At 63.1% G+C, this 26,335-nt stretch carries 23 protein-coding genes; 10 read left to right on the forward strand and 13 right to left on the reverse strand.

Annotation, left to right across the window (positions count from 1 at the left end):
• Positions 1-58 precede the first annotated feature (58 nt).
• From M2361_RS09795 to flhD, 13 genes are all read right to left on the reverse strand, one after another.
• Positions 59-1,573, reverse strand: a complete 1,515-nt coding sequence (locus M2361_RS09795; protein WP_259249270.1) for a methyl-accepting chemotaxis protein — start codon at positions 1,571-1,573, stop codon at positions 59-61.
• A gap of 181 nt (positions 1,574-1,754) precedes the next feature.
• Positions 1,755-2,390, reverse strand: coding sequence for a protein phosphatase CheZ (gene cheZ / locus M2361_RS09800; protein ID WP_100855430.1), 636 nt, complete (start codon positions 2,388-2,390; stop codon positions 1,755-1,757).
• A gap of 8 nt (positions 2,391-2,398) precedes the next feature.
• A complete protein-coding gene (gene cheY / locus M2361_RS09805; RefSeq protein ID WP_006219033.1) occupies positions 2,399-2,788 on the reverse strand; it encodes a chemotaxis response regulator CheY in 390 nt (129 codons plus the stop codon).
• Positions 2,789-2,838: 50 nt separating this feature from the next.
• Positions 2,839-3,897, reverse strand: a complete 1,059-nt coding sequence (locus tag M2361_RS09810) for a chemotaxis response regulator protein-glutamate methylesterase (RefSeq protein WP_259248527.1) — start codon at positions 3,895-3,897, stop codon at positions 2,839-2,841.
• A gap of 20 nt (positions 3,898-3,917) precedes the next feature.
• On the reverse strand, positions 3,918-4,772 hold the full coding sequence (locus M2361_RS09815) for a CheR family methyltransferase (protein WP_259248529.1): 855 nt from the start codon (positions 4,770-4,772) through the stop codon (positions 3,918-3,920).
• Between the two features lie 8 nt (positions 4,773-4,780).
• The gene (locus M2361_RS09820; protein WP_259248530.1) at positions 4,781-6,484 is read right to left on the reverse strand and encodes a methyl-accepting chemotaxis protein; all 1,704 of its coding nucleotides are present in this window, start codon (positions 6,482-6,484) and stop codon (positions 4,781-4,783) included.
• Between the two features lie 93 nt (positions 6,485-6,577).
• Positions 6,578-7,078, reverse strand: a complete 501-nt coding sequence (cheW, locus tag M2361_RS09825; RefSeq protein ID WP_006219029.1) for a chemotaxis protein CheW — start codon at positions 7,076-7,078, stop codon at positions 6,578-6,580.
• A gap of 16 nt (positions 7,079-7,094) precedes the next feature.
• Complete coding sequence (gene cheA / locus M2361_RS09830; protein ID WP_259248533.1) at positions 7,095-9,227, reverse strand: chemotaxis protein CheA; 2,133 nt, start codon at positions 9,225-9,227, stop codon at positions 7,095-7,097.
• Between the two features lie 30 nt (positions 9,228-9,257).
• A complete protein-coding gene (locus M2361_RS09835; RefSeq protein ID WP_100855425.1) occupies positions 9,258-9,638 on the reverse strand; it encodes a response regulator in 381 nt (126 codons plus the stop codon).
• 2 nt (positions 9,639-9,640) lie between these two features.
• Positions 9,641-10,630: a flagellar motor protein MotB gene (motB, locus tag M2361_RS09840; protein WP_259248536.1), complete on the reverse strand. Its 990-nt coding sequence runs from the start codon at positions 10,628-10,630 to the stop codon at positions 9,641-9,643.
• A gap of 11 nt (positions 10,631-10,641) precedes the next feature.
• Positions 10,642-11,511: a flagellar motor stator protein MotA gene (motA, locus tag M2361_RS09845; RefSeq protein ID WP_046806435.1), complete on the reverse strand. Its 870-nt coding sequence runs from the start codon at positions 11,509-11,511 to the stop codon at positions 10,642-10,644.
• Positions 11,512-11,640: 129 nt separating this feature from the next.
• Entirely contained in the window at positions 11,641-12,222 is a 582-nt protein-coding gene (gene flhC, locus M2361_RS09850) for a flagellar transcriptional regulator FlhC (protein WP_111886197.1), read from the reverse strand.
• A gap of 32 nt (positions 12,223-12,254) precedes the next feature.
• Positions 12,255-12,578, reverse strand: coding sequence for a flagellar transcriptional regulator FlhD (flhD, locus tag M2361_RS09855; protein WP_006219025.1), 324 nt, complete (start codon positions 12,576-12,578; stop codon positions 12,255-12,257).
• 432 nt (positions 12,579-13,010) lie between these two features.
• Here flhD and M2361_RS09860 point away from each other — a divergent pair, with 432 nt between their 5' ends.
• The 10 genes from M2361_RS09860 (at position 13,011) to M2361_RS09905 (ending at position 26,334) form a co-directional block, all read left to right on the forward strand.
• Positions 13,011-13,766 (forward strand): RNA polymerase sigma factor FliA, encoded by a 756-nt coding sequence (locus tag M2361_RS09860; RefSeq protein WP_050448970.1) that lies wholly within the window; start codon positions 13,011-13,013, stop codon positions 13,764-13,766.
• 151 nt (positions 13,767-13,917) lie between these two features.
• Positions 13,918-15,522 carry a methyltransferase regulatory domain-containing protein gene (locus tag M2361_RS09865; RefSeq protein WP_259248561.1) on the forward strand — a complete coding sequence of 535 codons (1,605 nt, stop codon included), beginning with the start codon at positions 13,918-13,920 and terminating at the stop codon, positions 15,520-15,522.
• A 239-nt stretch (positions 15,523-15,761) separates the two neighbouring features.
• Positions 15,762-17,450 carry a flagellin gene (locus M2361_RS09870; protein ID WP_259248563.1) on the forward strand — a complete coding sequence of 563 codons (1,689 nt, stop codon included), beginning with the start codon at positions 15,762-15,764 and terminating at the stop codon, positions 17,448-17,450.
• Positions 17,451-17,708: 258 nt separating this feature from the next.
• Positions 17,709-21,137, forward strand: a complete 3,429-nt coding sequence (locus M2361_RS09875; RefSeq protein WP_259248565.1) for a methyltransferase domain-containing protein — start codon at positions 17,709-17,711, stop codon at positions 21,135-21,137.
• The gene (gene rfbF, locus M2361_RS09880) at positions 21,134-21,904 is read left to right on the forward strand and encodes a glucose-1-phosphate cytidylyltransferase (protein ID WP_259248567.1); all 771 of its coding nucleotides are present in this window, start codon (positions 21,134-21,136) and stop codon (positions 21,902-21,904) included. Before M2361_RS09875 ends, rfbF begins: the two co-directional genes overlap by 4 nt.
• A complete protein-coding gene (rfbG, locus tag M2361_RS09885) occupies positions 21,889-22,959 on the forward strand; it encodes a CDP-glucose 4,6-dehydratase (protein ID WP_259248569.1) in 1,071 nt (356 codons plus the stop codon). The genes rfbF and rfbG overlap by 16 nt, the downstream gene beginning before the upstream one ends.
• Positions 22,956-23,513: a dTDP-4-dehydrorhamnose 3,5-epimerase family protein gene (locus M2361_RS09890; RefSeq protein ID WP_259248571.1), complete on the forward strand. Its 558-nt coding sequence runs from the start codon at positions 22,956-22,958 to the stop codon at positions 23,511-23,513. The genes rfbG and M2361_RS09890 overlap by 4 nt, the downstream gene beginning before the upstream one ends.
• Positions 23,510-24,751, forward strand: a complete 1,242-nt coding sequence (locus tag M2361_RS09895) for a class I SAM-dependent methyltransferase (RefSeq protein ID WP_259248572.1) — start codon at positions 23,510-23,512, stop codon at positions 24,749-24,751. The genes M2361_RS09890 and M2361_RS09895 overlap by 4 nt, the downstream gene beginning before the upstream one ends.
• On the forward strand, positions 24,751-25,578 hold the full coding sequence (locus M2361_RS09900) for an NAD(P)-dependent oxidoreductase (RefSeq protein ID WP_259248574.1): 828 nt from the start codon (positions 24,751-24,753) through the stop codon (positions 25,576-25,578). Before M2361_RS09895 ends, M2361_RS09900 begins: the two co-directional genes overlap by 1 nt.
• Positions 25,579-26,334 (forward strand): cephalosporin hydroxylase family protein, encoded by a 756-nt coding sequence (locus M2361_RS09905; protein WP_259248575.1) that lies wholly within the window; start codon positions 25,579-25,581, stop codon positions 26,332-26,334. It abuts the gene before it with no gap.
• Position 26,335: the final 1 nt, after the last annotated feature.

The following is a 26,335-nucleotide window of genomic DNA, read 5'->3' on the forward strand; positions in this document are numbered from 1 at the left end:
GAGATTCTAGGATTGCCCGGGGTTGGGCGATAAGCCAAGAAGCGGGAAGAAAGCGGTGCTATTCGGCGCTGCGCAGTACGGCCACCGGCGCCGCGCCGTCCAGCGCCGCCTGGAAGCTGACATAGTCCAGCCCGATGCGGACCGCGCCCCAGTGTTCCGACCCCAAATACAGCGGGATCGAAATATCGTTGATGATCTCGCCGGTATCGCGCGAATAGGTCTGAAAGAGCATCGCGCCGGTATTGGCGGCCAGCCGGGCGCCCACGGGGTCGTCGAAGATGCGCTTGTGCCGCGAGCGCGCGATGTCCACCTTGGGGTCGCCCGTGGGCGGGTGTGAAAAGCGGCCGTTGTGCGCGGGCGCGTAGCCCCGGGCGTCGACCACCAGCGTGTAGATGCCGCCCGGCACGGCATCCAGCACCTCGTCCAGCAGTTGCGTCAAGGCCTCGTCAATCGCCCGGTCATAGCGCGTGTGAAAGCGCGGCGGTTCACTGCCCGCGATGCGCTGGTAATGGCGGTCGAACACATCCACGCCACGGCGGCGGGCGTCGTCCAGCAGGCGCTCGGCGGCGGCTTGAAAGCTTTCCACCGTGTCGCACAGCCGGTCGAACGCGGTCTTGCCGGTGCGCACGTCGGCCAGCACTTCCTGCACGCTTTCCGTCTGCCGGCGAATACGGTCGATTTCGTTCGACATGCTGCCCACGCGATCCAGCACGTCGGCGCTCAGCGCGGCAATGCGCCCCACTTCCTGGCTCATGCCGTGGTTGGTGGCGTCGACTTCGCCAATCGCCTGCACCACCTCGTTGACCTGCCGGTTCATGCTGTCGAAATCGCGCACGAAGCGTTCGAAATCCGTGCAAGTGCGGTCCAGCACCGCGCCGGAGGCGTCCACGTCTTCCCGCAGCGTGCCGGTCTGGCGTTGGGTGGTGTCCACCAAGTCCAGCATTTCAACGGTATGGCGCCCGATATCGCTGGTGGCGGCATTGACCCGTTCGGCCAGGCGGCCCACTTCACTGGCCACTACCGCGAAGCCGCGCCCCGCGTCCCCTGCCCTGGCGGCTTCCACGCCCGCGTTCAAGGCAAGCAGCTGCGTTTGCAGCGCAATGTCCTTGATCAGCTTGCTGATCTCGGCCACCGAGCGCGCGCGCAAGGTCAACTGGCCCACCACGTCAGTGAACGCGGCCATCTCGCGTGTCATCCGATCCACACGCGCCTTCACGTCGGACAGCTCGGACAAGGCCTGCTCGGCCGCAAGCAGGTTATGGCCGGACACATCGGCAATCTGGCGCGCATGGGTAGAGGTGGACGTGGACAAGGCGGCAATCTGCGCGCCGCTGTCGGCCAAGGCGCCCGCCGCGCGCGCCTGCTCTTGCGCCAAGGCCGAGCAACGCCCCGCCTGGTATTGCGTGCGCGCCGCGTTCAAAGCGATTTCGATGCTGGATTGCCGCACAGTGACGATGCGCCCGCGCATTCGCGCCAGGAAGCGATGCAGGGAAAAAACCGCGGGGCTAAGGGAAAAGGTACGTTCGGACAGCGTGCCGTCGCCTCGGTTCAAGCGACGTAGCAATGCCCACATACCGCCCAGGCGGAATTCGGATCTGGCCATGATGGACCTCCTTGTGCTGGCCCGGATCGCCTTCTGTGGGCGTCCGTTGCCTGGCGCGCGGCGCGCGCCTTGTCTCGTACTGCAAGGCCCCCCTGCTTATTCTTCTATGCACGCGCCGCCGGCGGCCAGGCCGGCCGGCGCGATGGGTCGATCAGAACCCCAGGCTGGCCAGCAGGTCGTCTACCTGATCCTGGCTGGTGACGACGTCCGTCTTGCCTTGCGGACTGATCTGCGGCCCGTTCAACAGGCTGTTGGCTTCGTCGCGGCGTTCCTGCGGCACGTTGTCCAGCAGCACCTGCAGCAACTCGCGTTCAATCGCGCCCACCACGTCCATCATGCGCATGATGACCTGGCCCGTAAGGTCCTGGAAATCCTGCGCCATGATGATTTCCATCAGCTTGGACTGGGTCTGCTGCGTCTGCTTGGGCACGTCCGCCAGGAAGGCGCGGGTGTCTTTCACCAGTTCGCGCGCTTCGGGCATTTCCAGCGGCTGGTCGTACCACTGCTGCCAGCGGCTATCCAGCGCCTGGGCCGAGCGCGACATGCCGTCCTGGATGGGGCCGGCCTGCTCGGTCGCGTTCAGCACGCGGTTGGCGGCCTGCTCGGTCATCTGGGCCACGTAGCGCAGGCGATCGCGCGCATCGGGGATGGCATTGGCCGCGTCCTTGATGGCCTGATCCAGGCCCAGTTCGCGCATGCTGTCACGCAGCATGCGCGTCAGCGAGGCAATTCGGTGGATCAGATCCGGATTCTCGGCGGCGGCTTCAACTTGTTCCGTGGGGCTCATTGCACACCTCAGCCGGCTATTTTCTCGAAGATCTTGGTGAGCTTTTCTTCCAGCGTTGCCGCCGTGAAAGGCTTGACCACGTAACCGTTGGCGCCGGCCTGAGCCGCCGCCACGATGTTTTCCTTCTTGGCTTCGGCCGTCACCATCAGCACCGGCAGCGAGGCCAGCGATGCGTCGGCGCGAATCTGCTTGAGCATTTCCAGGCCGTCCAGGTTGGGCATGTTCCAGTCGGACACGACGAATTGGAAACCGCCGTTGCGCAGCTTCTCCAGCCCGATCGCGCCGTCCTCGGCCTCGTCCACGTTCTCGAAACCCAGCTCTTTGAGCAGGTTGCGGATGATTCGTCGCATGGTGGGGAAGTCATCCACCACCAGAATCTTGATGCCCTTGTCTACCATCTTTCACTCCAGAAGAAATTTGCTTGAGACCGATCGTGGGTGCAGTCGCGTCAAACGCGGTGCCCACGGTCGCCCAGGCGAGTCAGAATGCGTTCGCTAATCGCCGACAGCGCAACCACTTCATCCGCGGCGCCAATGGCGATGGCTTCGCGGGGCATGCCGAACACCACACAACTGGCTTCGTCTTGCGCAATGGTGTGCGCGCCCGCGCGGTGCATGGCCAGCATGCCGGCCGCGCCGTCCTTGCCCATGCCGGTCAGGATGACGCCGATGGCGTTCTTGCCGGCGGCCACGGCGGCCGAATTGAACAACACATCCACCGACGGGCGGTGGCGGTTGACGGGTTCGCTGGCTTCAAGCTCGATCACGTAGTTGGCGCCGCTGCGGCCCAGGCGCATGTGCATGTCGCCGCCCGGCGCCAGGTAAACGTGGCCCGGCAGCACGCGGTCACCATGGACCGCTTCGCGCACCGTCACCGCGCACAGCGCATCCAGCCGCTGCGCGAACGAACGCGTAAAGCCGGCAGGCATGTGCTGCGTGATCAGGATGGCCGGGCTGTCCGGCGGCAAGGGTTGCAGCACTTCGCGGATGGCTTCGGTACCGCCCGTGGACGCGCCCACGATCACCAGCTTTTCCGAGCTGGACAGCGGGCGGCGCAACATGGGTGCGGGCGCGGCCTGCGCCGCGTGCGGCGTGGGCGCGCGCAGCTTGGCGCGCGAGGCCGCGCGGATCTTGTCCGCGATGATCTCGGTGTATTCCAGCAGGCCGTCGCGAATGCCCAGCTTGGGCTTGGTCACGAAGTCGATCGCGCCCAGTTCCAGCGCGCGCAGCGTAATTTCACCGCCGCGTTCAGTCAGCGACGACACCATCACCACCGGCATCGGCCGCAGGCGCATCAGCTTTTCAAGAAAATCCAGCCCGTCCATGCGGGGCATTTCCACGTCCAGCGTCAGCACGTCCGGGTTGTGGCGCTTGATGAGGTCACGCGCCACCAAGGGATCGGGCGCGGTCGCGACCACTTCCATGTCGGGCTGGCTGTTGATGATTTCGGTCATCAGCCCGCGCACCAACGCGGAGTCGTCTACACACAAAACGCTTATTTTTTTCATTGTTTGCTGCCTTGGCCCATTCAGGCCTTACTCGCACATTCGTAGACGGTCTGCCCGCGCAGACGAAAATCCCGGCTGATGTAGGTGAAGTTCTCGGAGTGCCCGGCAAACAGCAGGCCGCCCGGCTTGAGCAGCGGCGCAAAGCGCTCCAGAATCTTCGCCTGCGTCGGCTTGTCAAAATAAATCATCACGTTGCGGCAGAAGATCACGTCGAACTTTTCGTTGATCGGCCATGACGGCGCCAACAGGTTCAAGGTTTCGTACCGCACCATGTCGGCGATCTCGGGGCGCACCCGCACCTGGCCGGCATTGGCGCCGCGTCCTTTCAGGAAGAAGCGGCGCAGGCGCTCGTCTTCCATCTTGGCCACACGCTCGGCGGGGTACACGGCGGCGCGCGCGCGATTCAGCACATTGGTATCGATGTCGGTGGCCAGCACCGTGGACGATGCCGCGCGCGGCCCCAGGGCTTCGACCAGCGTCATCGCAATCGAGTACGGCTCTTCGCCTGTGGACGCGGCACAGCACCATACCGACACCGGGCCACCGCGCTTTTGCGCGAACTCGGCCAGGATGGGAAAGTGGTGCGATTCGCGGAAGAAGGCGGTCAGGTTGGTCGTCAACGCGTTGACGAATTCTTCCCACTCGTGCGCGTCGGGTTCGTGCTCCAACTGGTCCAGATAGCTGCCGAAGTCCTGGCGGCCCAGGGCGCGCAAACGCCTGGCCAGGCGGCTGTAGACCATTTCACGCTTGTGCGTGCCCAGCGAGATGCCCGCGCGCGCGTGGATCATCTTGCGGACGCGGGAAAAGTCCGCGTCGCGAAAATCGAATTGGCGGTCCACCGAAATGGACGGCGCCTGGGTTGCCGCAGTTGCCACGCGATTCCTCAGTGCCCAAGCGCAAGCGCATCAGGCGCTTGCAAGCGTGAGTCTTCATCGGACGAACGCACCGAAGACAGGCGTTGCGCCGGCACTTCAATGACTTCGCCCGCATTGATCTTGAACACCGCCACGGCTTGCGCCAGGCGTTCCGCCTGCTCTTGCAGCGAGCCGGCCGCGGCCGCTGCTTCTTCCACCAGCGCCGCGTTCTGCTGCGTCACTTCATCCATCTGCGACACGGCGCGGTTGACTTGATCGATACCGCTGGACTGCTCTTCGGACGCCGCCGAGATCTCGCCCATGATGTCGGTTACGCGCTTCACCGACGCCACGATCTCCTGCATCGTCGCGCCCGCGCGTTCCACCTGTTGTGAACCGGCGCCGACCTTCGTGACCGAGTCTTCGATCAGGCCCTTGATTTCCTTGGCCGCCTGCGCGCTGCGCTGCGCCAGCGAGCGCACTTCGCCCGCCACCACCGCAAAACCCTTGCCCTGCTCGCCTGCACGCGCCGCTTCCACGGCGGCGTTCAGCGCCAGGATGTTGGTCTGGAAGGCGATGCCGTCAATGACGGAAACAATCTCGGAGATCTTGCGCGAGCTGGCCGAAATGTCGTGCATGGTGGTCACCACTTCCGACACCGCCGAACCGCCCTTTTCAGCCACGTCCGACGCGCTGGCCGCCAACTGGTTGGCCTGGCGCGCGTTGTCGGCGTTCTGCTTCACCGTGGACGCCAGCTCTTCCATCGACGCCGCGGTTTCCTCAAGGGAAGCCGCCTGCTGTTCCGTGCGGCTGGACAGGTCCGTGTTGCCGGCCGCGATTTCATGCGAGCCCACGTTGATCTCGTCCACGCCACGGCGCACCGTTGCCACCGTGCGCGTCAGGCTTTCCTGCATGCGCTTCAGGGCGGCGAACAACTGGCCGATTTCATTGGTGTTGCGTACGTCCACCCGGGCGGTCAGGTCACCGCCCGCGATGCGGTCGAAGTGCTGGCCGGCTTCCTTCAAGGGCAGCAGCACCCGGCGGCGCAGGAAGACATAGGTGGCGAAGACCAGCAGCGCGGCGATCACGCCACCCGCGCCCACGGCCACCAACACGAATTGGTAACGCACCTGCGCCACGTCGTGCGCGTCCATCATCTTGCTGGCGCGCCAGAAATCAAAGGCTTCGATGGCGCGAGAAAAGCGCCCTTCCAGCGCGTCCTGCACCGTCTGAACCTGCTTCTGGTAGGCCGGCATGTCGGCCTTTTCCAGGGCGGCCACCAGCGGGTTCAAGCCTTGCTGCACCAGCATGGCGTAGGCCGCTTCAATTTCCTTCAGCGACTCGACCGCGTCCGGGGGCTGGGGCAGCGTCTTGTAGTACTCGAATTCCGCCTGGCCCTTGTTCATGGACCCCTTGGCGCGTTCCAGCAGCCCGGTGGCTTCCGCCGACAGGCCCTGCGTCAGCAAGGTGGCTTGGCCCACGCTGCTGACGATGTCCGCGTAGTTGGCGGTCGCCGCGCGGCCCAGGCCGTTCATCGTGTCCTTGTAGCTGGACACGACCCGGCTCACCGCGTCGTCAAGTTCCTGCGATTGCTTGATCTCGGCCAGGGTTCCATTGCTGATGCGCAGGGACAACACGCCTAGCGCCGCCCCAATCACCAACATGAATGAGAAGAACGCCAGCACCCACAACAGGCTGCTGCGTATCGTCATGTTCGCGAAAAACTTGCGCATCTCAAGAACCACCCTTTGACTGCAATCGTTAAAGGAAAGCGCCACATCGGATTGAATATGGCGCCTCTACCCCGCGTTCCGGTCAAACTCCGATCAGGAGGCGACCTTCTCCACCAGCGCCATTTCGTCGCTGGTCATCATCTTTTCGATATCGACCAGGATGAGCATGCGCTCGTCCACCGTGCCCAGACCGGTCAGGTATTCGGTGGACAAGGTGGCGCCGAACTCCGGCGCCGGACGAATCTGGCCGGCGTTCAACATCAGCACGTCGGACACGCCGTCAACCACGATGCCGACCACGCGGCGATCCAGGTTGAGGATGATGACGACGGTCTGCTCGTTGTAGTCAACGCGGCCCAGGTTGAACTTGATACGCAGGTCGACGATGGGAACGATGATGCCGCGCAGGTTCGTCACGCCCTTGATGAAGGTCGGAACGTTGGCGATGCGAGTCACCGTGTCGGCGTCGTAGCCCCGGATTTCCTGCACTTTCAGGATGTCGATGCCGTACTCTTCGTCGCCCAGCGTGAAGACCAGGAATTCGCTGCCGACATCTTCGTTGCGCGCGGATTGCGCTTGCGGTTTGGCTGCCATGATTTTTAATGCTCCATCAATTCAAAATGGCTTCGGGCTGCGACCAACGTTCACGGTTGGCGCGCGCAAGCGCAAATACGTCAACAATCAGGGCCACGCTGCCATCACCCAGGATGGTGGCTGCCGAGATGCCGGGAACCTTGCGGTAGTTGGACTCAAGATTCTTCACCACCACCTGGTGCTGGCCGATCAGGTGATCCACCAGCAGCGCAAAACGGCGGTCTTCGGCCTGCATGATGACGGCGATGGCCTGCGTGGGATCGGTCTGCGCCTGGCTGACCGAGAACACGCGGTGCATTTCCACCAGCGGCAGGTATTCGCCGCGCACATGCATCACGCGCTCGTTGCCCGCCACCGAGTAGATCTGGTCGTTGGTGGGTTGCAGCGATTCCGTCACATGGTTCAGCGGCAGGATGAAGGTTTCTTCCCCCACGCGCACCGACATGCCGTCCAGAATGGCCAGCGTCAGCGGCAGCACGATGCGCGTCGTGGTGCCGTTGCCCGGCTCGCACGACAACTGCACGTGGCCACCCATGTCCTGGATGTTCCGGCGCACCACGTCCATGCCCACGCCACGGCCCGAGATGTCCGTGACCTTTTCGGCGGTGGAGAAACCCGGCGCGAAAATCAGTTGCCAGATTTCGTCGTCAGGCGAATTCTCGTTGACGGCCATGCCCTGGGCCATGGCCTTCTTCAGGATCTTTTCCCGGCTCAGGCCGCCGCCGTCATCGCTGACTTCAATCACGATGTTGCCGCCGTTGTGTTGCGCGGACAGCACCAGTTGGCCGACCGGATCCTTGCCCGCGGCGATACGCTTTTCGGGCGTTTCGATACCGTGGTCCAGGCTGTTGCGCACCAAGTGCGTGAGCGGGTCGATGATGCGTTCGATCAGGCTCTTGTCCAGCTCGGTCGCGCGGCCGTAGGTTTGCAGTTCGATCTGCTTGCCCATCTTGCCGGCAATATCGCGCACCAGGCGCGGAAAGCGGCTGAACACGTAGTCCATCGGCATCATGCGGATCGACATCACCGCTTCCTGCAGGTCACGGGCGTTGCGTTCCAACTGCTCCATGCCATTCAGCAGGCGGTCGTGCAGGACGGGGTCCAGCGTGGAGGCCGTTTGCGCCAGCATGGCCTGCGTGATGACCAGTTCGCCCACCAGGTTGATCACCTGGTCGACTTTTTCCACGCCCACACGAATGGAGGTGGATTCCTTGTCAGCATGCGCGGGCGCCGCCGGACGCGATGCGCGGGCAGCGGCTTGCGTGATGGCCTCGGCCGCGGCGGCGGTATCCGCCACCGTCGGCACGGGCTCGGCCGGAGCAACTACCGGCGCAACCGCGGGAGCCGCCACAGGCGCGGCGGCGACGGCCACCGGCTCGGCGGCCGCCACGGCCACCTGGCTTGCCGGCGCCGCTTCGCGGGTGATGCTGAGCTGATCGCCGTCCACAATGAAGCAACACACCGCTTCAATGTCGTCCGGCGTGCAGGTGCTGTCCATCCACACGGTCAGGGCGCCGTCGGCACGTTCGCTTGCGCGCACGTTGCCCAGGTTGCCCATTTCTTCAAGCAGGGACGCCGCGTCCTTGTCGGACACCTTGGTGATCCTGACCTTGAGCGGCAAGTCGCCGGCGGCAGCCGCCGGCGCTACGGGTTCGGGCGCGGGGGCCGGAGGAGCCACGACGGGCGCGGGAGCCGGAGCGGCCGCCACGGGAGCAGGCGCCGGCGCGGCCACGGCCGCGGCGGGATCCTTATGCTCCAGCGCCAACTGCCTCAAGACGGCGCAGATACGCTCAAACACGGCTTCATCGGGCTCTTCGGAGGCCCGATAGGCATCCAGTTGGCTTTTGAGCACGTCTTTCGTTTCCAAGAAAATATCAATCATGTCCGTACGCAGCGCCATTTCGCCACGGCGGATTGCGTCCAGAAGGTTTTCAAGCAGGTGGGTGGTACCCGCCAACTGCGTAAAACAGCCGAATGTCGCCGCGCCGCCCTTGATGGAGTGGGCCGCGCGGAAGATGGCATTGAGCTGTTCGATGTCGGGAGAACCCACGTCGAGTTCAAGCAGCAGCTGCTCCATCTGCGCGAGCAGCTCGTCCGCCTCATCGAAAAAGGTCTCGTAAAACTGACTGAGGTCCAAACCAGAACTCATGACCCGTACGCCTTCATAAATGAACCTGCTTTACGCGCCGGCCTGCTCATCGAGCAGCTCGGTCGCCAATTCCACCAGCACATCGGGGTCGACCGGCTTGGACAGCCAGCCACAAACGCCCAGATCCCGAGCGGCCATTTTGCTATCCACATCGTCTTCGGTGGTCAGCACCAGCACCGGCACATCCAGGTACTGGTCCAGTTCACGCAGGCCCTGGATCAGCTCCAGCCCGCCCTTGACGGGCATGTTCCAGTCGCTGACCACCAGGTCCACCGGGTGGCTCTTGGCCACATCCAGCGCTTCCTGACCGTTGCCGGCCGTCAGCACTTTCCATCCCGCGCCCGTCAGCGTCGCCTGGACGATCATTCGCATCGTCGCCGAATCGTCCGCCACCAGAATCGTTGCCGCCATTGCTATCGAACCCCCTGAACCGGCGGCGCATTCGCCGCTTCGCCTTGATTGGTTGCCGTCGCGGCCTGGACGGCGGCTTGCGCCGCCTCCACGGCCGTCCCCACCTCGCGGGCATCCTTGGCGCTGATGTCCGCCGCGGCGGCGTTCTCGCTTTCGATGCGCTTCTGGGTGTTCATATTGAGCACCACGAGGCTGATACGTCTATTAACGGCTGCATACGGATCATCTTTAACCAGACTCATGCTGGAAGACAGACCCTGGATGCGCATGACCTTGCTTTCGTTCATGCCGCCGGCCACCAATTCCTGGCGCGAGGCATTGGCGCGGTCCGCCGACAATTCCCAGTTGCTATAGGCACGTTCGCCCCGCGCATACTGCGAGGCGTCGGTGTGGCCCGAGATGCTGACCTTGTTGGGCAGCTCATTCAGCACCGGCCCCAGCTCGCGCAGAATGTCACGCATGTACGGCTGCACTTCGGCGCGGCCGGTAGCAAACATGGGGCGGTTCTGGTTATCGATGATCTGAATGCGCAGGCCTTCCGTCGTCAGGTCGATCAGCAGTTGCGGCCTGAAGCTTTTCAGGACGGGGCTGGTCTCGATGACGTTCTCAAGGCGCTTTTTCAGGTTTTCCAGGCGGTGCTGCTCGCGCCGTTCGGCGTCGCCCATGGGCTGGGATTCAACCCGGTTGCCCTGGCCTTTGCGAACATCGCCCTCGCTGCGCAAGGGGTCGCGCCCGCCGCCCGGCACCGCGCTGGTCTCGGCCGAGCTGCTGGGCCCGCCCGTGATCGCCACGCGCAAGGGCATGCGGAAGTATTCCGCGATGCCCTTGAGTTCTTCGCGTGGCACGATGCTGATCAGCCACAGCACCAGAAAGAACGCCATCATCGCGGTGATGAAGTCGGCGTAGGCGATTTTCCAGCTTCCGCCGTGGTGTCCGCCGCCCTTGACCTTCTTGCGGCGGATCACCACACGGTGGTTGTTTACCGTGCTCATGGCCCGCTCCGTCAGGCCTTGCCGGTCGACTTGGTTTGCCGGACATGCTCTTCCAGCTCACCAAAAGTCGGACGCACTGACGAGAACAGCACCTTGCGGCCAAATTCCACCGCCAGTTGGGGCGGGTAGCCGTTCATGCTGGCCAGCAAGGTGGTCTTGATGCATTCCAGCACTTTCATGGCTTCATCGTTGCGGCGCTCAACCCGCGAGGCCAGCGGCCCCACGAAGCCATACGCCAGCAAAATCCCCAGGAACGTACCGACCATGGCCTTGGAGATCAGGTCGCCCAGAATGGCGGGCGGCTGGTCCACGGCGGCCAGCGCCTTGATCACGCCCAGCACCGCGGCCACGATACCGAAGGCCGGCAGGCCGTCGGCCATCTGCTGCAGCGCATGCGCGGGCACTTCCCGTTCATGGCGATAGGTCTCGATTTCCTCGTCCATGAGCGTTTCGATTTCAAACGAGCTCATGTTGCCGCTGATCATGATGCGCAGGTAGTCCGTAATGAACTCCATGAGCTTCGCGTCTTTGGCGATGCGGGGATATTCGCTGAAGATCGGGCTGGACGCCGGGTCTTCAATATGCGATTCGATGGCCATCAGGCCTTCACGCCGCGCCTTGTTCAGCAACACATACAAGAGAGCCATCAGCTCCATGTACACGTCTTTGCTGTAGCGCGAACTTTTCAGCGCGTCGGGCAGCGCCTTCTTCACCAGCATCAGCGACTTTTTGCTGTTGCCGGCCAGAAAAGCCCCAAAGGCCGCACCAAAGATCAGCGTCAGCTCGAAGGGCTGGTAAAGCGCGCCCAAGTGGCCGCCCAGCGCTATGAAGCTGCCGACGACCGACACGATCACCACGAGAAAACCGATAACAATCAACACATCAGGCCCCTGCCAACGAAGTCTAAAACTAGCGTCAATGATCCCCTGTTCCCCCCGACCCAAAAAGGCGGGTTACGGGGAGTTTTCCAGGGCTTTTGATGTATTTGGACGCAAACTGCGCCGGTCCGGTCAGGGACGGGCGTCGCCGAAGAGAGGCGCGGGACGAGTGCCGGCGCGCGCTTTGGCCGCTGCGCGCGTCTTGCCGGCGCGAGGAGGCGGACGGCAGATGGCGCACACAAAATCCGATTGCGGATCGTGGGCGTGGGCAATGAAATGGCCGCCGCATTGGCGGCAGGCGGACAGTTGCAACATGCCGCTATCAAAGAAACGCACGAGCATCCAGGCGCGGGTGAAGCTCAGCACCGGCTCGGTGCTTTCGGCCGTATCCAGGCCGGCGTTTTCCAGGTACAGGCGATAGGCGTCGATGGTGGCGCGTATGCCCTTGCTGCTGGTGCGCGCGTTCAGGAACGAATACACGTTATAGAACAGCGACGAGTGGATGTTCGGCAGCCAGGTCATGAACCAGTCAACCGAGAAAGGCAGCATGCCTTTGGGTGGCGAGCAACCGCGAATTTCACGATACAAGCGTGCGAGGCGGTCGTGGCTGAGGCTGGTTTCCGCCTCAAGGACCTGTAACCGGGCTCCCAAAGTAATCATGGAGCTGGCAAGCAGGATGTCGTCCGCTTCCTGAGATACGCTTTTGGAGGCCATTACACGGGTCCGAGTGGGTGGTGAAGCGGCGGTCAGGCCAGTTCTTCTACAGGTTGCTTGGCCAACAGAATCGTAGCGTGGGCTTGTTGCAGCGCACCACCCAGCACATCATGGGTCAGCGCGGACAGCAGGCTGTAATCATCAAAGCGGAAGCGGCACAGCAGCGAGCTGGAGCTGGCCAGCTTCACCAATTGCGCCGGCGACAAGCGCATCAGGATGTCGGCAACTTCGTTGCTGAATCCCAAACGGAACATTGATGCTGCGTAGTCATCACGCAACATACGTTGCGCAAGTAACAGATATGACAGATTCACTTCGCGAATGTCTGCCAGCAATGAATTTTCGACTTGTTGCACGCCCTACTCCCTATCCCAAATCCCACCCACGGGGGCTCTATGACCAAAAGCACCGGCGCCTTAAGAGCGCCTGAATGCTGCTGCATCCTGTTTTAATGCGAAATGTATCATTTGTTCGCAATTTAAGTAAAATTTACCACAGGTGATGTCATTTTCTATGACTTATATGACAAATCTTTGTTGATATTGCGCAACCTGTGAGTTTAGATACACATTGACATAGAAACTCGTGACGAATTTACGTCAATTTGGCAAATAAGCATTCAAAACATTGCGTACTTCCGCGAATGAAATGTTGTGTAGTGCCGACAATGACACCTTGCCGATCACTCAATCCTGGTCGCTTTAGCGCAGCCGCGCGTTTGTCGACAATGTCGCAAATTGACAACGTCCGACGATGCGTCACGATGGACACAGCCTGACATTCCCGCAATGCCCCACGCAGATGACAGCTTGGTCGAATATGCCCCGCTAGTGCGGAAGCTGGCCCTGCAATTGCTCGCCCGGCTACCCGCCAGTGTTGAGCTCGACGACCTGATACAGGCCGGCATGATCGGCCTGCTTGACGCCGTAAGGCGCTATCAGGAAACCGCAGACGCCCAATTCGAGACCTACGCCACGACCCGTATCCGTGGCGCGATGCTGGACGAGCTACGCGGCCAGGACTGGCTGCCGCGCAGCGTCCGCACCAAGGCGCGCAAGATCGAACAAGCCATCCAGCAGCTTGAACAACGCCTGATGCGCGCGCCCTCGGAAGCCGAGATCGCCGCGCAACTTGAAATGCCGATCGGCGAATACCAATCCCTGCTGCACGACGCGCAAGGCGTGCAGATCGTGCATTACGAAGACTTCACCACCGAACCCGACTCCGCCTCCGGCCAATCCGACTGGACCGCCACGCTGAACCACGGCTCGGCCGGTGGGAATCCGCTGGATGCGTTACTGGCTGGTGATTTCCGCCAGGCGCTGGTGCAGGCGATTGATGCCTTGCCTGACCGGGAGAAGTTGTTGCTGTCGCTGTGTTACGAGCAGGGGCTGAACTTGAAAGAAATCGGCGCCATCATGAATGTGACCGAGGCACGGGTGTGCCAGTTGAGGTCGCAGGCGACCGCGCGGATCCGGGCGAAGTTGAAAGAGATGGCCTGGCAGGAACTGCCGCTGGAAGGGCAGATCGCGCAGATTATTTGATGGGGCGATTTCGCGACAGGAAATTCCCCCGCAAATCCATCGCTGTTCCGCCCATATACCCGAACGCCACGCTGATAGCCTTTCGCACAGCATCCCAATCCGCAAGCAGTCGCGTTCAAACCACGCGCCGCCCCTTCCCTGGAATTCCGCAATGACCGCAGCCGATCATTTGACTCAGGCCATCTCCGACGCCTACGACGAAACCCCCTATATCTCGAACGCGTTCGCGTACACGTCGCCGGGCAACCTGCGTGCAGTGGCAAGCCTTTATGGCTTGGCCGCGCCCGCGCTTGATACCGCACGGGTACTGGAGCTAGGCTGTGCAGCGGGTGGGAACCTGCTTCCCTTCGCGCTGGCCCACCCCAACGCTCGCGTCGTCGGCATAGACTTGGCGCCGCAACAAATCGAAGCCGGCCAGCAGGTTGCCGAAAAAACCGGCGCCCACAATCTGGACCTGCGCGCCATGAGCGTGACCGACGTCACCGCTGAATTGGGCGTGTTCGACTACATCATCTGCCACGGCGTGTTCAGCTGGGTGCCGCCCGAAGTCCGCGACGCCATCCTGCGCATCTGCCGCGAGAACCTGGCGCCCGAAGGTGTTGCCTACGTCAGTTACAACACCTACCCCGGATGGAAAGCCGCGGACGTGGTCCGCGATGCCATGATCCTGAACAGCTTTGGCGCGCAAACCGCACAAGAGAAGCTGGCCAGCGCCAAAGAGATGCTGGACCTGTTGGAAAACGGCTTGTGGCACAACAATCCGCTGCAGTCGGCCCTGCAAGGCGCGGCGCACAAGCTGCGCGGACAGTCCGACCACTACCTGCTGCACGAATACCTGGAAGCAATCAACACGCCTTGCTACTTCCTGGAATTCGCCGCTGCCGCCCAGCAGGCCGGGCTGGCGTATATGACGGACGCCGAACCGCATCTGACCTTCGCTTCCACTTATGGCAGCAAGGTCGCGCTGGGACTGAACGGCTTGTCGGCCAAGGGCAACCGCGAAATGCGCGAACAGTATCTGGACTTCGCCGTGGGCCGCTCTTTCCGCAAAAGCCTGCTGGTGCATGGCGAGCGCGCTGAAAAAATGCTTGAGCAGCCCGAGGGTACGGCGTTCAAGGCCATGCACTTCGCCACGCGGCTTGACGCCGCAGCCCCCTCGCCTGGCGCCTCGGCGGAACATCGCCACTACCTGACCCCCAACGGCGCGACCCTCAGCAGCAAAGACCCGGCCATGCTCGGCATGATCGACGCGATGAACAAGGCATGGCCGCGCTCGCTGCCGTTTGACGCCCTGTTGGACATAGCGCAACCCCACCATTCCGGGTTGCAAGGCGACGACCTGGCCAACGCGGTCTATATGAACCTGATCACGCTGGTGCAATCCAGCGCAGTGCATTTCCGCACGGAACCATCGCCGTACCTGGTGCCCGACACCAAGCCCGCCTTGATCCCGGGTGCCCGCGAACTACTAGATGAAGTAACAAGCACGGCATGCCAAGTGGGTATGTACAACCTGTGGCACCAACCAGTGACGCCGCCTGCTGACGCGTTGGGCCGATTCGTCGCCCTGCATATGGACGGCTCGCGCAGCGTGGCGGAGCTTCGCACCCTGACGCGCGATACCCTGACATCCGGACGCACCCCGCACCCCAACGGCCAGTCTTATAAGGGTGCGCGGAATCTGGAACCCGTGGCGCAGGAATTCCTGAATGCCTTGCTGGCCGAATTGCGTCGCACAGGCCTGCTGGTGAATTGACACTTACAACTTCCGCGGCCAGCGCCTCACGGGCAACCGCCGGGCAAGCGCCGCGGAACCGCCAAATAAAGCCAACATATTTACGATTGCCGAAAAAAAAGCCTAAAGATTGATTTGGGACTGCCGTAATCCTGACAACGGAGAAATTCGAAGACGCAAGAAAGCGAATTCTCCCGTTAACACGATGGGCGGCCCCGCTGCCCGGTTTGAAGAAGCCTTTCTCTCTTGGGAGCCTAAACATGGCTGCAGTCATTAACACCAACTACTTGTCGCTCGTTGCTCAGAACAACCTGAACAAGTCGCAATCGTCCCTGGGTACCGCCATCGAACGCCTGTCGTCGGGCCTGCGCATCAACAGCGCCAAGGACGACGCCGCCGGTATGGCCATTGCCAACCGCTTCACCGCGAACGTCAAGGGCCTGACCCAAGCCGCTCGTAACGCCAACGACGGTATCTCGCTGGCTCAGACGACGGAAGGCGCCGCCTCCGAAGTCAACACCCACCTGCAACGTGTTCGCGAACTGTCGGTGCAAGCCGCCAACGGCAGCTACTCGCAAGAACAGCTGAACTCGATGCAAGACGAAATCAACCAACGTCTGTCGGACATCGACCGTATCTCGGAACAAACCGACTTCAACGGCGTGAAGGTTCTGTCGGATTCGGCCAAGCCCCTGACGCTGCAAGTTGGCGCCAACGACGGCGAAACGATCACCCTGAACCTGTCGGAAATCAGCGTCAAGACGCTGGGTCTGGACGGCTTCAACGTCAACGGCTCGGGCGTGACCCAAAACCGTTCGGCCACCGTGTCCGACCTGCAAGCTGCCAGCGGCGTTGCCGCCGGTAACGACTGGACCGTCACCACCACGCACGCTGCTGCCACGGCTGACCAAACCTTCGCCAAGCTGGAAAACGGCAACACCGTCAGCGTTGGCGCTGGCGCCACCGGCGTGACCTACACGTACGACGCCGCCAACAAGAACTTCACGTTCACCGACAAGTCGGCTTCGAACGCTGCCGCTGTGACGGCTCTGGCGACCTCGCTGCGCCCGGCTACCGGCACCACGAACGGCACCTACACGCACGCCAACGGTTCGTCGTCGACGTCGTTCCAAGTTGACGCTACGGGCAAGGTTACGGTCGGCGGCCAAGACGCCTACCTGGATGCCGCCGGCAACCTGACCACCAACAGCAACAGCGCCACCGCTGCTACGCTGGAAACCGTGATGACCGCCGCCTCGAACGGCACCGGCGCCGCCGGCAACTCGTCGGTGTCGATCGGTGGCAAGACGTACTCCAACACGGGTACGGCTGCTCAACTGTCCTTCACCAACACCATCGCTTCCGACGCACTGCTGGCATCGGTGAATTCCAACGCCACCGCCGGCGCTGTGATCATCAAGCTGGGTCAAGGCATCACCAGCGCCAACGTCACCTTCACCAGCGGCGAGTCGACCGACACGTACGTTGACGACAAGGGCACGTTCACCACGACCAAGACGTACGACACGACCTACACCGTTGACCCCAACACGGGCAAGGCTACGGTCAAGAGCGGCACGGGCACGGGCGACTACGAAGCCAAGGTTGGTGCTGAAGCCAAGGTCAACAGCTCGGGCAAGCTGACCACGGAAGACACCAGCAAGGGCACGAAGACCACCGACCCGCTGAAGACGCTGGACGCTGCCTTCACCAAGCTGGACAAGCTGACCGGCGAACTGGGTGCTGTGCAGAACCGTCTGGAATCGACGATCTCGAACCTGAACAACGTGGTCAACAACCTGTCCAACGCTCGTTCGCGTATTCAAGACGCCGACTACGCCACGGAAGTGTCGAACATGTCCAAGGCTCAGATCCTGCAACAAGCTGGTACCTCGGTTCTGGCGCAAGCCAACCAAGTGCCGCAAACGGTTCTGTCGCTGCTGCGTTAATTCTCGGCAAAGACACGAACCCGCGGGGGAAACTTCGGTTTCCCCGGCTGGCGGCCAGTACCGGTCCTTCGCGCCGGGCCTGGCCATCTCAAGAAACCCGCTTTCAGCGGGTTTTTTTTCGTCTGTCGCGCCAAGCGGCCTCTTTCGCGAAAGTGGCGCGGAATTCCGACGCTGATTCACGGAATGAAGGACAGGGGCAGTTCGTAGAATCGTCGAGACTCCACCTACAGGCCATGCGCCTTCCCGTTACAAGCACTCATGTCGAATCCGGCCTATTTTCACCGCCAGGCGATCGCCGAACCGGGACTTCTTGCCCCCAGCCACTCTCCTGTGCACTTGCGGGCGACCGCCTATCTATATGGAGTGACCGCGCCAGCGCTGGAACGAGCGCGGGTGCTCAGCCTGGGCTGCGGCACCGGTGAAGGCCTGTTCCCCTTTGCCCTGGCCTACCCAGAGGCCCAGCTCATCGGCATTGACGCCTCGCAAGCCGCTATTGGGCAAGGCCAACAGATGGCGGCCTCGCTGGGTTTGACCAATGTCACGCTGCTGGCGCAGAGCTACGACAGCCTGGAGCCGGAACAGGGCCGGTTCGACTACATCATCGCGACGGGCCTCTACAGTTACCTGCCGCCCGAACACGCCCAAGCCTTGCTTGAGCGCTGCGGCGGGCTGCTGACGCCCAATGGCGTGCTGTATGTGGATTACCACGTGTACCCAGGGGCCAAGGCGCAAGAAGTCGTTCGAGACGCCATCCTCTTGCACGGGCATGCCGCGCAGTCGCAAGAGCAACTTCGAAGCAGCGCAACGGCTGCACTGACGCTGTTCACGGAAGGCGTCTCCGGCGCCAATCCGATGGCGAATCAATTGGCCGTCGTTGCCGCCCAGGTCCAGCGCGCCTTGGACGGGCAGGCCCAAGCCAGCGTTGACCCGTTCGCCTGCAACCCCTGCTACTTCATCGAATTTGCCGGACGCGCCGCGCAGGCGGGCCTGGGCTATGTGGGTGATGCCCAGGCGCTGGCGGAGATTCCGCTGCACATGGGGCAGAACGTTTCGTTGACGAATAGCCTGCTTACGATGGGGCAACCTTCGACCGTCAAACAGCAATACCTGGACTTCGCGACGGGACGCGGCTTCCGTCAAAGCCTGTTCACCACGCAGGCAAGCGCCGAACAAGCCAAGCCTCGTCCCGACCTGGCCCGCATGAAAGACCTGCGCTGGGCCAGTGGCGCGCAACGTCTTGCCGCCAACGGCCAGGAGCAGGGAGCCACGTATGTGAACCACCTGGCCCGCGGCCTGGTGACCACCGAGCCGCACATGGTCAGGCTGTTGGATACGCTATGGCACGCCTGGCCCGGCTCCTTGCCCTACACGACGCTGGTCGCCGTGTTCATGCATGCGGAAGGAATGGACGACTCGGCAGCCCGCAAGCTGCTGGACAAATCACTGCTGACGTTGATGGAGCACGACCTCGTCCACTACTGCCTGGATGCCGGACCGTACGATCGCGACGACGACGCGCCCACCCGTCCGCTGCCTTGCGTTGCGGTCTCGGCGCCCGAGCCGGATTCGGTTCCGACGCCAACCTGCTTCAACCTGTGGCACGAGCCTGTAAAGCTGGTGTTGTCGGAAAACCAGCGCGAAATGGCCCGCCGCCTTGGCGAGGGACTGCCGTTGCTGCAGGTGAATACCGCCCCCGCTTCGACCGAAGAGGGAATCACCCAGGATACGTCGAGCCTGCTTGAATTCCTGGGCTTGCTCAAACGCTATGGGCTGTGTCAGGGTTCGGCGGCGTCATGGGCGTCCATGCTTGGTGAAGCCCTGTCCGCAAGCGGCGGCCAGGCGCAGTTCTTCGGACTGTATAGCGGCGCCTTGGCACGCCAATGCCTGAACCAACGAATACTGGCCGCCAATGCCATGCGGGGTGGGCTACCCTCCTCCGCCGAATCCATGGCGATGCGCATTCAGGACCTGCTGAACGAGCGCCAATTCGACAAGGCCGAGGCCTTGGCCCGGCAACTGGCCAGGACGGTGCCGGGCGCGTCCGCCGCGTGGGAGCCGCTGGCTGTCACGCTGTGCAATACCGGACGCTTCCAGGAGGCCCTCGCAGCCGCGTTGCAGATGCTGGACCTGGCGCCCGCCAGGGCCCAGTGCTACATCATCCTGGCGTCTTGCCTTACCGCTTTGATGCGGACGTCTGAAGCGATTGGCACCGCGCGCCGCGCGGTGGAGCTTGCCCCAAAGGATGCGAATGCCCACGGCGTGCTGGGCGACGCGCTATGCGCCGAGCTGCGCTACAAAGAGGCGCAGGCAAGCTGCCTGACCGCCTTGGCCTTGGACCCCCTGCAGGAAAAGGCCAGGACCAACCTCAGCAAAATCCTCATGGACCGGGGCGACGCCGAAGGCGCGGTCGCCGCCGCAAGGGCCGCGGTATCCATTGCCCCCAAGGCGCTTATTCCCCACAACAACCTGCTGTTTGCCCTGAACTACTCGCCGAGCGCCAGCGCCGAAGATGTCTTCGAGGCATACCGTCAATACAATCGCACGCACTGCGAAGCGCTGCGCGCGACGTGGCAGGCGCACACGAATAAGCGCGATACGCGCCGCCGCATCCGCGTGGCCTACGTCTCGCCGGATTTTCGCCAGCATTCGGGCAATTACTTTATCGAGCCCCTGCTGGCCAACCATGATCGCGAGGCCTTCGAACTCTGCGCCTATGCCGAATTCGTGGCGAAAGACGCGGTCACCGCGCGCTTTGAACGCTACTTCGATCAGTGGACCCCAACCGCCGGCATGAGCGACAGCGCGCTGGCGGAGCGCATTCGCGCCGACGGCATCGACATACTTATCGATGTTGCCGGCCACACCGGCGGCAACCGTCTGGGCGTGTTCGCCCGCAAGCCGGCTCCAGTTTCGCTGACCTGGCTTGGCTTCGGCTATACAACCGGCCTGAATGCCATCGACTACATCATGAGCGATGAAGTCATGGCGCCCACCGGCTCCGAAGCCTTGTTCTCGGAAAAGCCCTGGCGCTTGGCCGACACCAATTTCGTCTATCGCGCGGGTACAACGATGGGCGACTGCGGCGAGCTTCCCGCGCTGAAGAACGGCTACATCACGCTGGGCAGCCTGACGCGCGCGATCCGCATGAACGACAAGGTGGTACGCGTGTGGTCGGATATTCTTCGCCGCCTGCCCAATGCCCGCCTGGTGGTCAACAGCAACAGCTATCGCGACGGCCCCATGCGTGAAGAGCTGGCTGGCCGCTTCATGGCGCAAGGCATCGAGCGTGAACGGCTGCTGATCGGCTGGGAATCGCCCCCCTGGAATGTCCTGCGCAACATGGACATCGGCCTGGACTGCTTCCCGCACAACTCGGGCGTCACGCTGGTGGAAACGCTCTATATGGGTGTGCCCTACGTCACGCTGGCCAGCCGCCCCAGCGTTGGCCGCATCGGCAGTTCCGTCCTGAACGGCATCGGCCGCCCGGAATGGATCGCCCAGACCGAAGAGGAATACATCCAGAAGGTCGTAGCCCTGGCCAGCGACTTGCCGACGCTGGCCCGCACCCGTGCCAACCTGCGCGCTGAAATGCACGCAAGCCCCTTGATGGACGAACCCGCGTTCGCCCGCAAGTTCGAAACCGCCCTGCGCGGCATGTTCAACACCTGGTGCGAATCCCAAGCATGAAAGCCATCATTCTTGCCGGGGGCCTGGGCACCCGGATCTCTGAAGAAACCCACACGCGCCCCAAGCCGATGATCGAGATCGGCGGGCGGCCCATTCTGTGGCACATCATGAAGACCTATTCCGCCCACGGCGTGAACGACTTCGTGATCTGCTGCGGCTACAAGGGCTACATGATCAAGGAGTACTTCGCCAACTACTTCCTGCACATGTCGGATGTGACCTTCGACATGGCCGACAACCGCATGGAAGTGCATCAGCGCAAGGCCGAACCCTGGCGCGTGACGTTGGTGGACACCGGTGAAAGCACCATGACGGGCGGCCGCCTGAAGCGTGTGGCCGACTACGTGAAGGAAGACGAGGCGTTCTGCTTCACCTATGGCGACGGTGTGGCCGACATCGACATCAGCGCGCTGATTGCATTCCATCGCAAGCACGGCAAGGCCGCCACGGTTACCGCCGTGCAGCCGCCCGGACGCTATGGTGCGTTGCGCCGCGACGGCGACCGCGTGACCGGCTTTACCGAAAAGCCGCGCGGCGATGGCGGGCTGATCAACGGCGGCTTCTTTGTGTTGTCGCCTAGCGTGCTGTCCTTGATCGATGACGACGACACGACCTGGGAAGCCGGCCCGCTGGAATCGCTGAGCCGGGACGGCCAGTTGCATGCCTTCGAACACCTGGGCTTTTGGCAGCCGATGGACACGCTGCGTGAAAAGAACCTGCTGGAATCGCTGTGGAGCACGGGCAAGGCGCCATGGAAAGTCTGGTGAACCCCAGCGCCGCGTTCTGGCGCGGCAAGCGCGTCGTGCTGACCGGGCATACCGGCTTCAAGGGAAGCTGGTTGGCCCTGTGGCTGCATCGCCTTGGCGCGCAGGTTACGGGCATCGCCCTGCCCCCCGCCAGCGAACCCAGCCTGTATCAAGCCGCCCGCGTTGGCGACCTGATCAAGAGCTGCTATTGCGATATCCGCGACGCCGCCGCGCTGCGTGAACACGTCGTGGCCGCCCAGCCCGAGATCGTGCTGCACCTGGCCGCGCAGGCCTTGGTGCGGCCCAGCTACGCGCAGCCGGTGGACACGTTCGCCACCAACATCATGGGTACGGCGCATCTGCTCGATGCGCTGCGCGCCACGCCGTCCGCGCGCGTGGCGGTCATGGTCACGACCGACAAGGTCTACCTCAACAACGAATGGCCGTACCCCTACCGCGAAAGCGACACGCTGGGCGGGCACGATCCCTATAGCGCCAGCAAGGCGGCCAGCGAACTGGTCATCGCGTCGTACCGCGATGCGTTCCTGCAAGCGCAAGGCGTCGCGATTGCCACAGCGCGCGCCGGTAACGTCATTGGCGGCGGGGACTGGTCAGTGGACCGATTGCTGCCGGACGCTGTGCGCGCCTGGCAACGCGACGGCGAGCTACATGTGCGGCGGCCGGATTCCGTGCGGCCATGGCAGCATGTGCTGGAACCCTTGGCGGGATACCTGACGCTTGCCCAAGCCTTGTGGGCCGACTCGGCCTTGGCGGATGCCTACAATTTTGGCCCCGACGCTGCCGAGGCTGCGGCGGTTCGTACCGTGGTGGACCTGGCGCAAGACGCCTATGGCCGCGGGCGCACGCGCTATGCCGAGCACATCGACGGCCCGCACGAAGCCGGCCTGCTGACGCTGGACACCGCCAAGGCGCGCGCCGCCTTGCAAGTCACGCCGCGTTGGCCGCTGGCACAGGCGGTGACGCGCAGCATGCAATGGTATCGCCGCTTTGACGCGGGCGAAGATGCCCGCGCGCTGTGCGACGCCGATATCGATTTGTATGAGGCGCGGCCATGAGCCTGGACATTATCGACACGCCGCTGGCCGGCCTGAAGATCGTGCAACGCCATCCCCGTGGCGACGCGCGCGGTTTTCTGGCCCGCCTGTTTGATGGCGCCGACCTGCGCGCCTGCGGCTGGGCCGGGGCCATGGAACAGGTCAACCACACCCACACCGCCCAGGCCGGCACCGTTCGCGGCATGCACTACCAGTTGCCGCCCCATGCCGAGATCAAGCTTGTCAGTTGCATCCGTGGCGCAGTCTGGGATGTTGCCGTGGATGTACGCCAGGGGTCTCCCACCTTTCTTCAATGGCATGCCGAGCGCCTGTCCGCCGACAACGGCCGAGCGCTGTTGATACCGGAAGGCTTCGCTCACGGTTTTCAAACCCTGACCGACGACGTCGACATGCTCTATTGCCATTCCGCGCCGTATGCGCCCCAGTCCGAAGCCGGCCTGCATTTCCAGGACGCCCGGCTGGGCATCGCCTGGCCCCTTCCCCTTACCCAAGTGTCCGAGCGTGATCAGCAACACCCCCGCCTGGACACTGCATTTCCGGGAGTCGCACTGTGAAGTGCCGTCATTGCCAGGCTGAATTGCGCCTGCCCTTTCTGGACCTGGGCCACGCGCCCCCGTCCAACGCCTACCTGAGCGCCACCGCCCTGCGCGGTCCCGAGACTTGGTTTCCGCTGCGCATCCTGGTGTGCGAAACGTGCTGGCTGGTCCAGACCGAAGACCACGCCGGCCGCGAAGCGCTGTTCACCGACGACTACGCCTACTTCAGCTCGTTCTCGTCTTCCTGGCTGGCGCACTCGCGCCGCTACGTGGACGAGATGCTCGGCCGGTTTGGCCTGAACGCCGGCAGCATGGTTACCGAGATCGCCGCCAATGATGGCTACCTGCTGCAATACGTGCAGGCGGCCGGCATCCCCTGCTATGGGGTCGAACCCACCGCCAGCACCGCGCAAGCTGCCCGCGAGCGCGGCATCGACATCGTGCAACGATTCTTTGGCGTGGAACTTGGCGACGAATTGGCCGAACAGGGCCGAGCGGCGGACTTGATCGCCGCCAACAATGTGCTGGCGCACGTGCCGGACGTCAATGATTTCGTCTCTGGCTTTGCGGCGCTGCTCAAGCCCCAGGGAGTTGCCACGTTCGAATTCCCGCACTTGCTGCGCATGGTGCAGGAAAGCCAGTTCGATACCGCTTACCACGAGCATTACTCGTACCTGTCGCTGACCTCCGTGTCGCGGATCTTTGCCGCCAACGGGCTGGCGGTGTTCGACGTAGAGCCTCTTTCCACCCACGGCGGCAGCCTGCGCGTCTTTGCGCAACGCCTGGATACCGGCAAGCATGACGTGACCGCCGAGGTGGCGCGCACGCTGGCCGAAGAGCAGCAGGCCGGCATGACCAGCCCCGCGTTCTATTCGCGCTTCCAGGAACAGGCCGAGCGGGTCAAGAACGACCTGCTGGCCTTCCTGGTGGAACTGCGCCGCAGCGGCAAGCGCATCGCCGCTTATGGCGCGGCCGCCAAAGGCAACACGCTGCTGAATTTCGCCGGCGTGCGCCCTGACCTGCTTGCCTACGTCGTGGACCTGAACCCCGCCAAACAGGACAAGTACCTGCCCGGCAGCCACATCCCCATCGTCGCGGAAGCCACGCTTCGGGAAGACAAGCCCGAGTACATCCTGATCCTGCCCTGGAACTTGAAGACCGAGGTGTCCGCGCAACTGGACTACGCGCGCCGTGAATGGCACGCCAAGCTGGTTACGGCCATCCCGTCCCTGTCCATCGAGAGCGCGGCGCAGTAATGAACAAGCAGCCGGTCACGGTGTTGGGCGCCACGGGCTTCATCGGCCGGCACCTGGTCGCGCGCCTGCGCGCCGACGGTACGCCTTGCCAGGCGCCGCCTCGCCATGACCCTGGCTTGCTGACGCGCCCCTTGGGTCACGTCATCTACGCCATCGGCCTGACCTCGGATTTCCGCAGCCGGCCTTTGGACACCGTGGAGGCGCACGTATGCCTGCTGCGCAGCCTGCTTGCGGCCGGCAACTTCGACAGCTTGACCTACCTATCCAGCACGCGGGTCTACGCGGGCTCTGCCGATACGCGCGAAAGCGCAACGCTTGCCGTCAACCCGAATGACCCGAGCGACCTCTACAACCTGTCCAAGCTGATGGGTGAATCGCTGTGCCTGCATGGTGGCCGCAGCGGCGCCAAAGTGGCGCGCCTGTCCAATATCGTGGGCCTGCGCGATACGCCCGACAGCTTTATCGACCAATTGCTGGAAGAAGGCGCGCGCGGCGACGGCATTACGCTGCGCACCTCGCTTTCTTCGCGCAAGGACTATCTCTACATTGACGACGCGGTGTCGCAAATATTGGCTATTGCGCAATCAGAAGACGCCAGCGGCATCTTCAACGTGGCGCATGGCGCAAGCGTCGACAACCGCGAAGTTGCCCACTGGCTGCAACAGACGCTGGGCTACCGCTGCAACGTGGCGCCCGGTTCGCCTGAATGGGCCTTTGCCGATGTGGACGTAAGCCGCATCCAGGCGCTTTGCGGCGTTGCGCCGCGCGCCTTCTCCGACTATTTCCCGAATTTTCTGGCGCAGTACCGCCTGCACAAAGGAATCTGAATGTCCTACCTTGAAACCACGCCCGACGCGCACCCCGAATACCGCCAGGAAAAGCAGGCCCGCATTGCCGGCTTCGCCACCGACCAGGAATTCCGCGAGCTATCCATTGCGTGGCGCCAAATGGCGCTGGAACGCAAGTACATGAACAACTTCTCGTGGGCCGGGCGTCCGCTGATTCAACTGCCCATGGACGCCATGGCCATGCAAGAGCTGATCTGGGCCGTAAAGCCGGACCTGATCATCGAAACCGGCATTGCGCACGGCGGCTCGTTGATGCTGTCGGCGTCGATGCTGCAATTGCTGGGCGCGGGCGAAGTGGTGGGCGTGGACATCGAGATCCGCGAGCACAACCGCAAGGCGATTGAAGCGCACCCGCTGGCGCAGCGTATCCACCTGATCGAAGGGTCCAGCATTGATCCCGCGACCATCGCGCAAGTGCGCGCGCATGCCGAGGGCAAGAAGAACATCATGGTCTGCCTGGATTCCAACCACACGCATGACCACGTGCTGGCGGAACTGAATGCCTACGCCGACCTGGTCAGCGTCGGCAGCTATTGCGTGGTCTTCGACACCTTCGTGGAAGACATGCCGGCCGACTACGAATGGCCGGGCCGTCACTGGGGCAAGGGCAACAACCCCAAGACCGCCGTGTGGGAATGGATCAAGCAGCACCCCGAGTTCGAGATCGACCGCTCGGTGGAAGACCGCCTGCTGGTCACGTCCGCGCCGGACGGCTTCCTGCGCCGCAAGGCCTGAC

It is taken from the genome of Achromobacter sp. JUb104 (genome assembly GCF_024806975.1).
Classification (GTDB): domain Bacteria; phylum Pseudomonadota; class Gammaproteobacteria; order Burkholderiales; family Burkholderiaceae_B; genus Achromobacter; species Achromobacter spanius.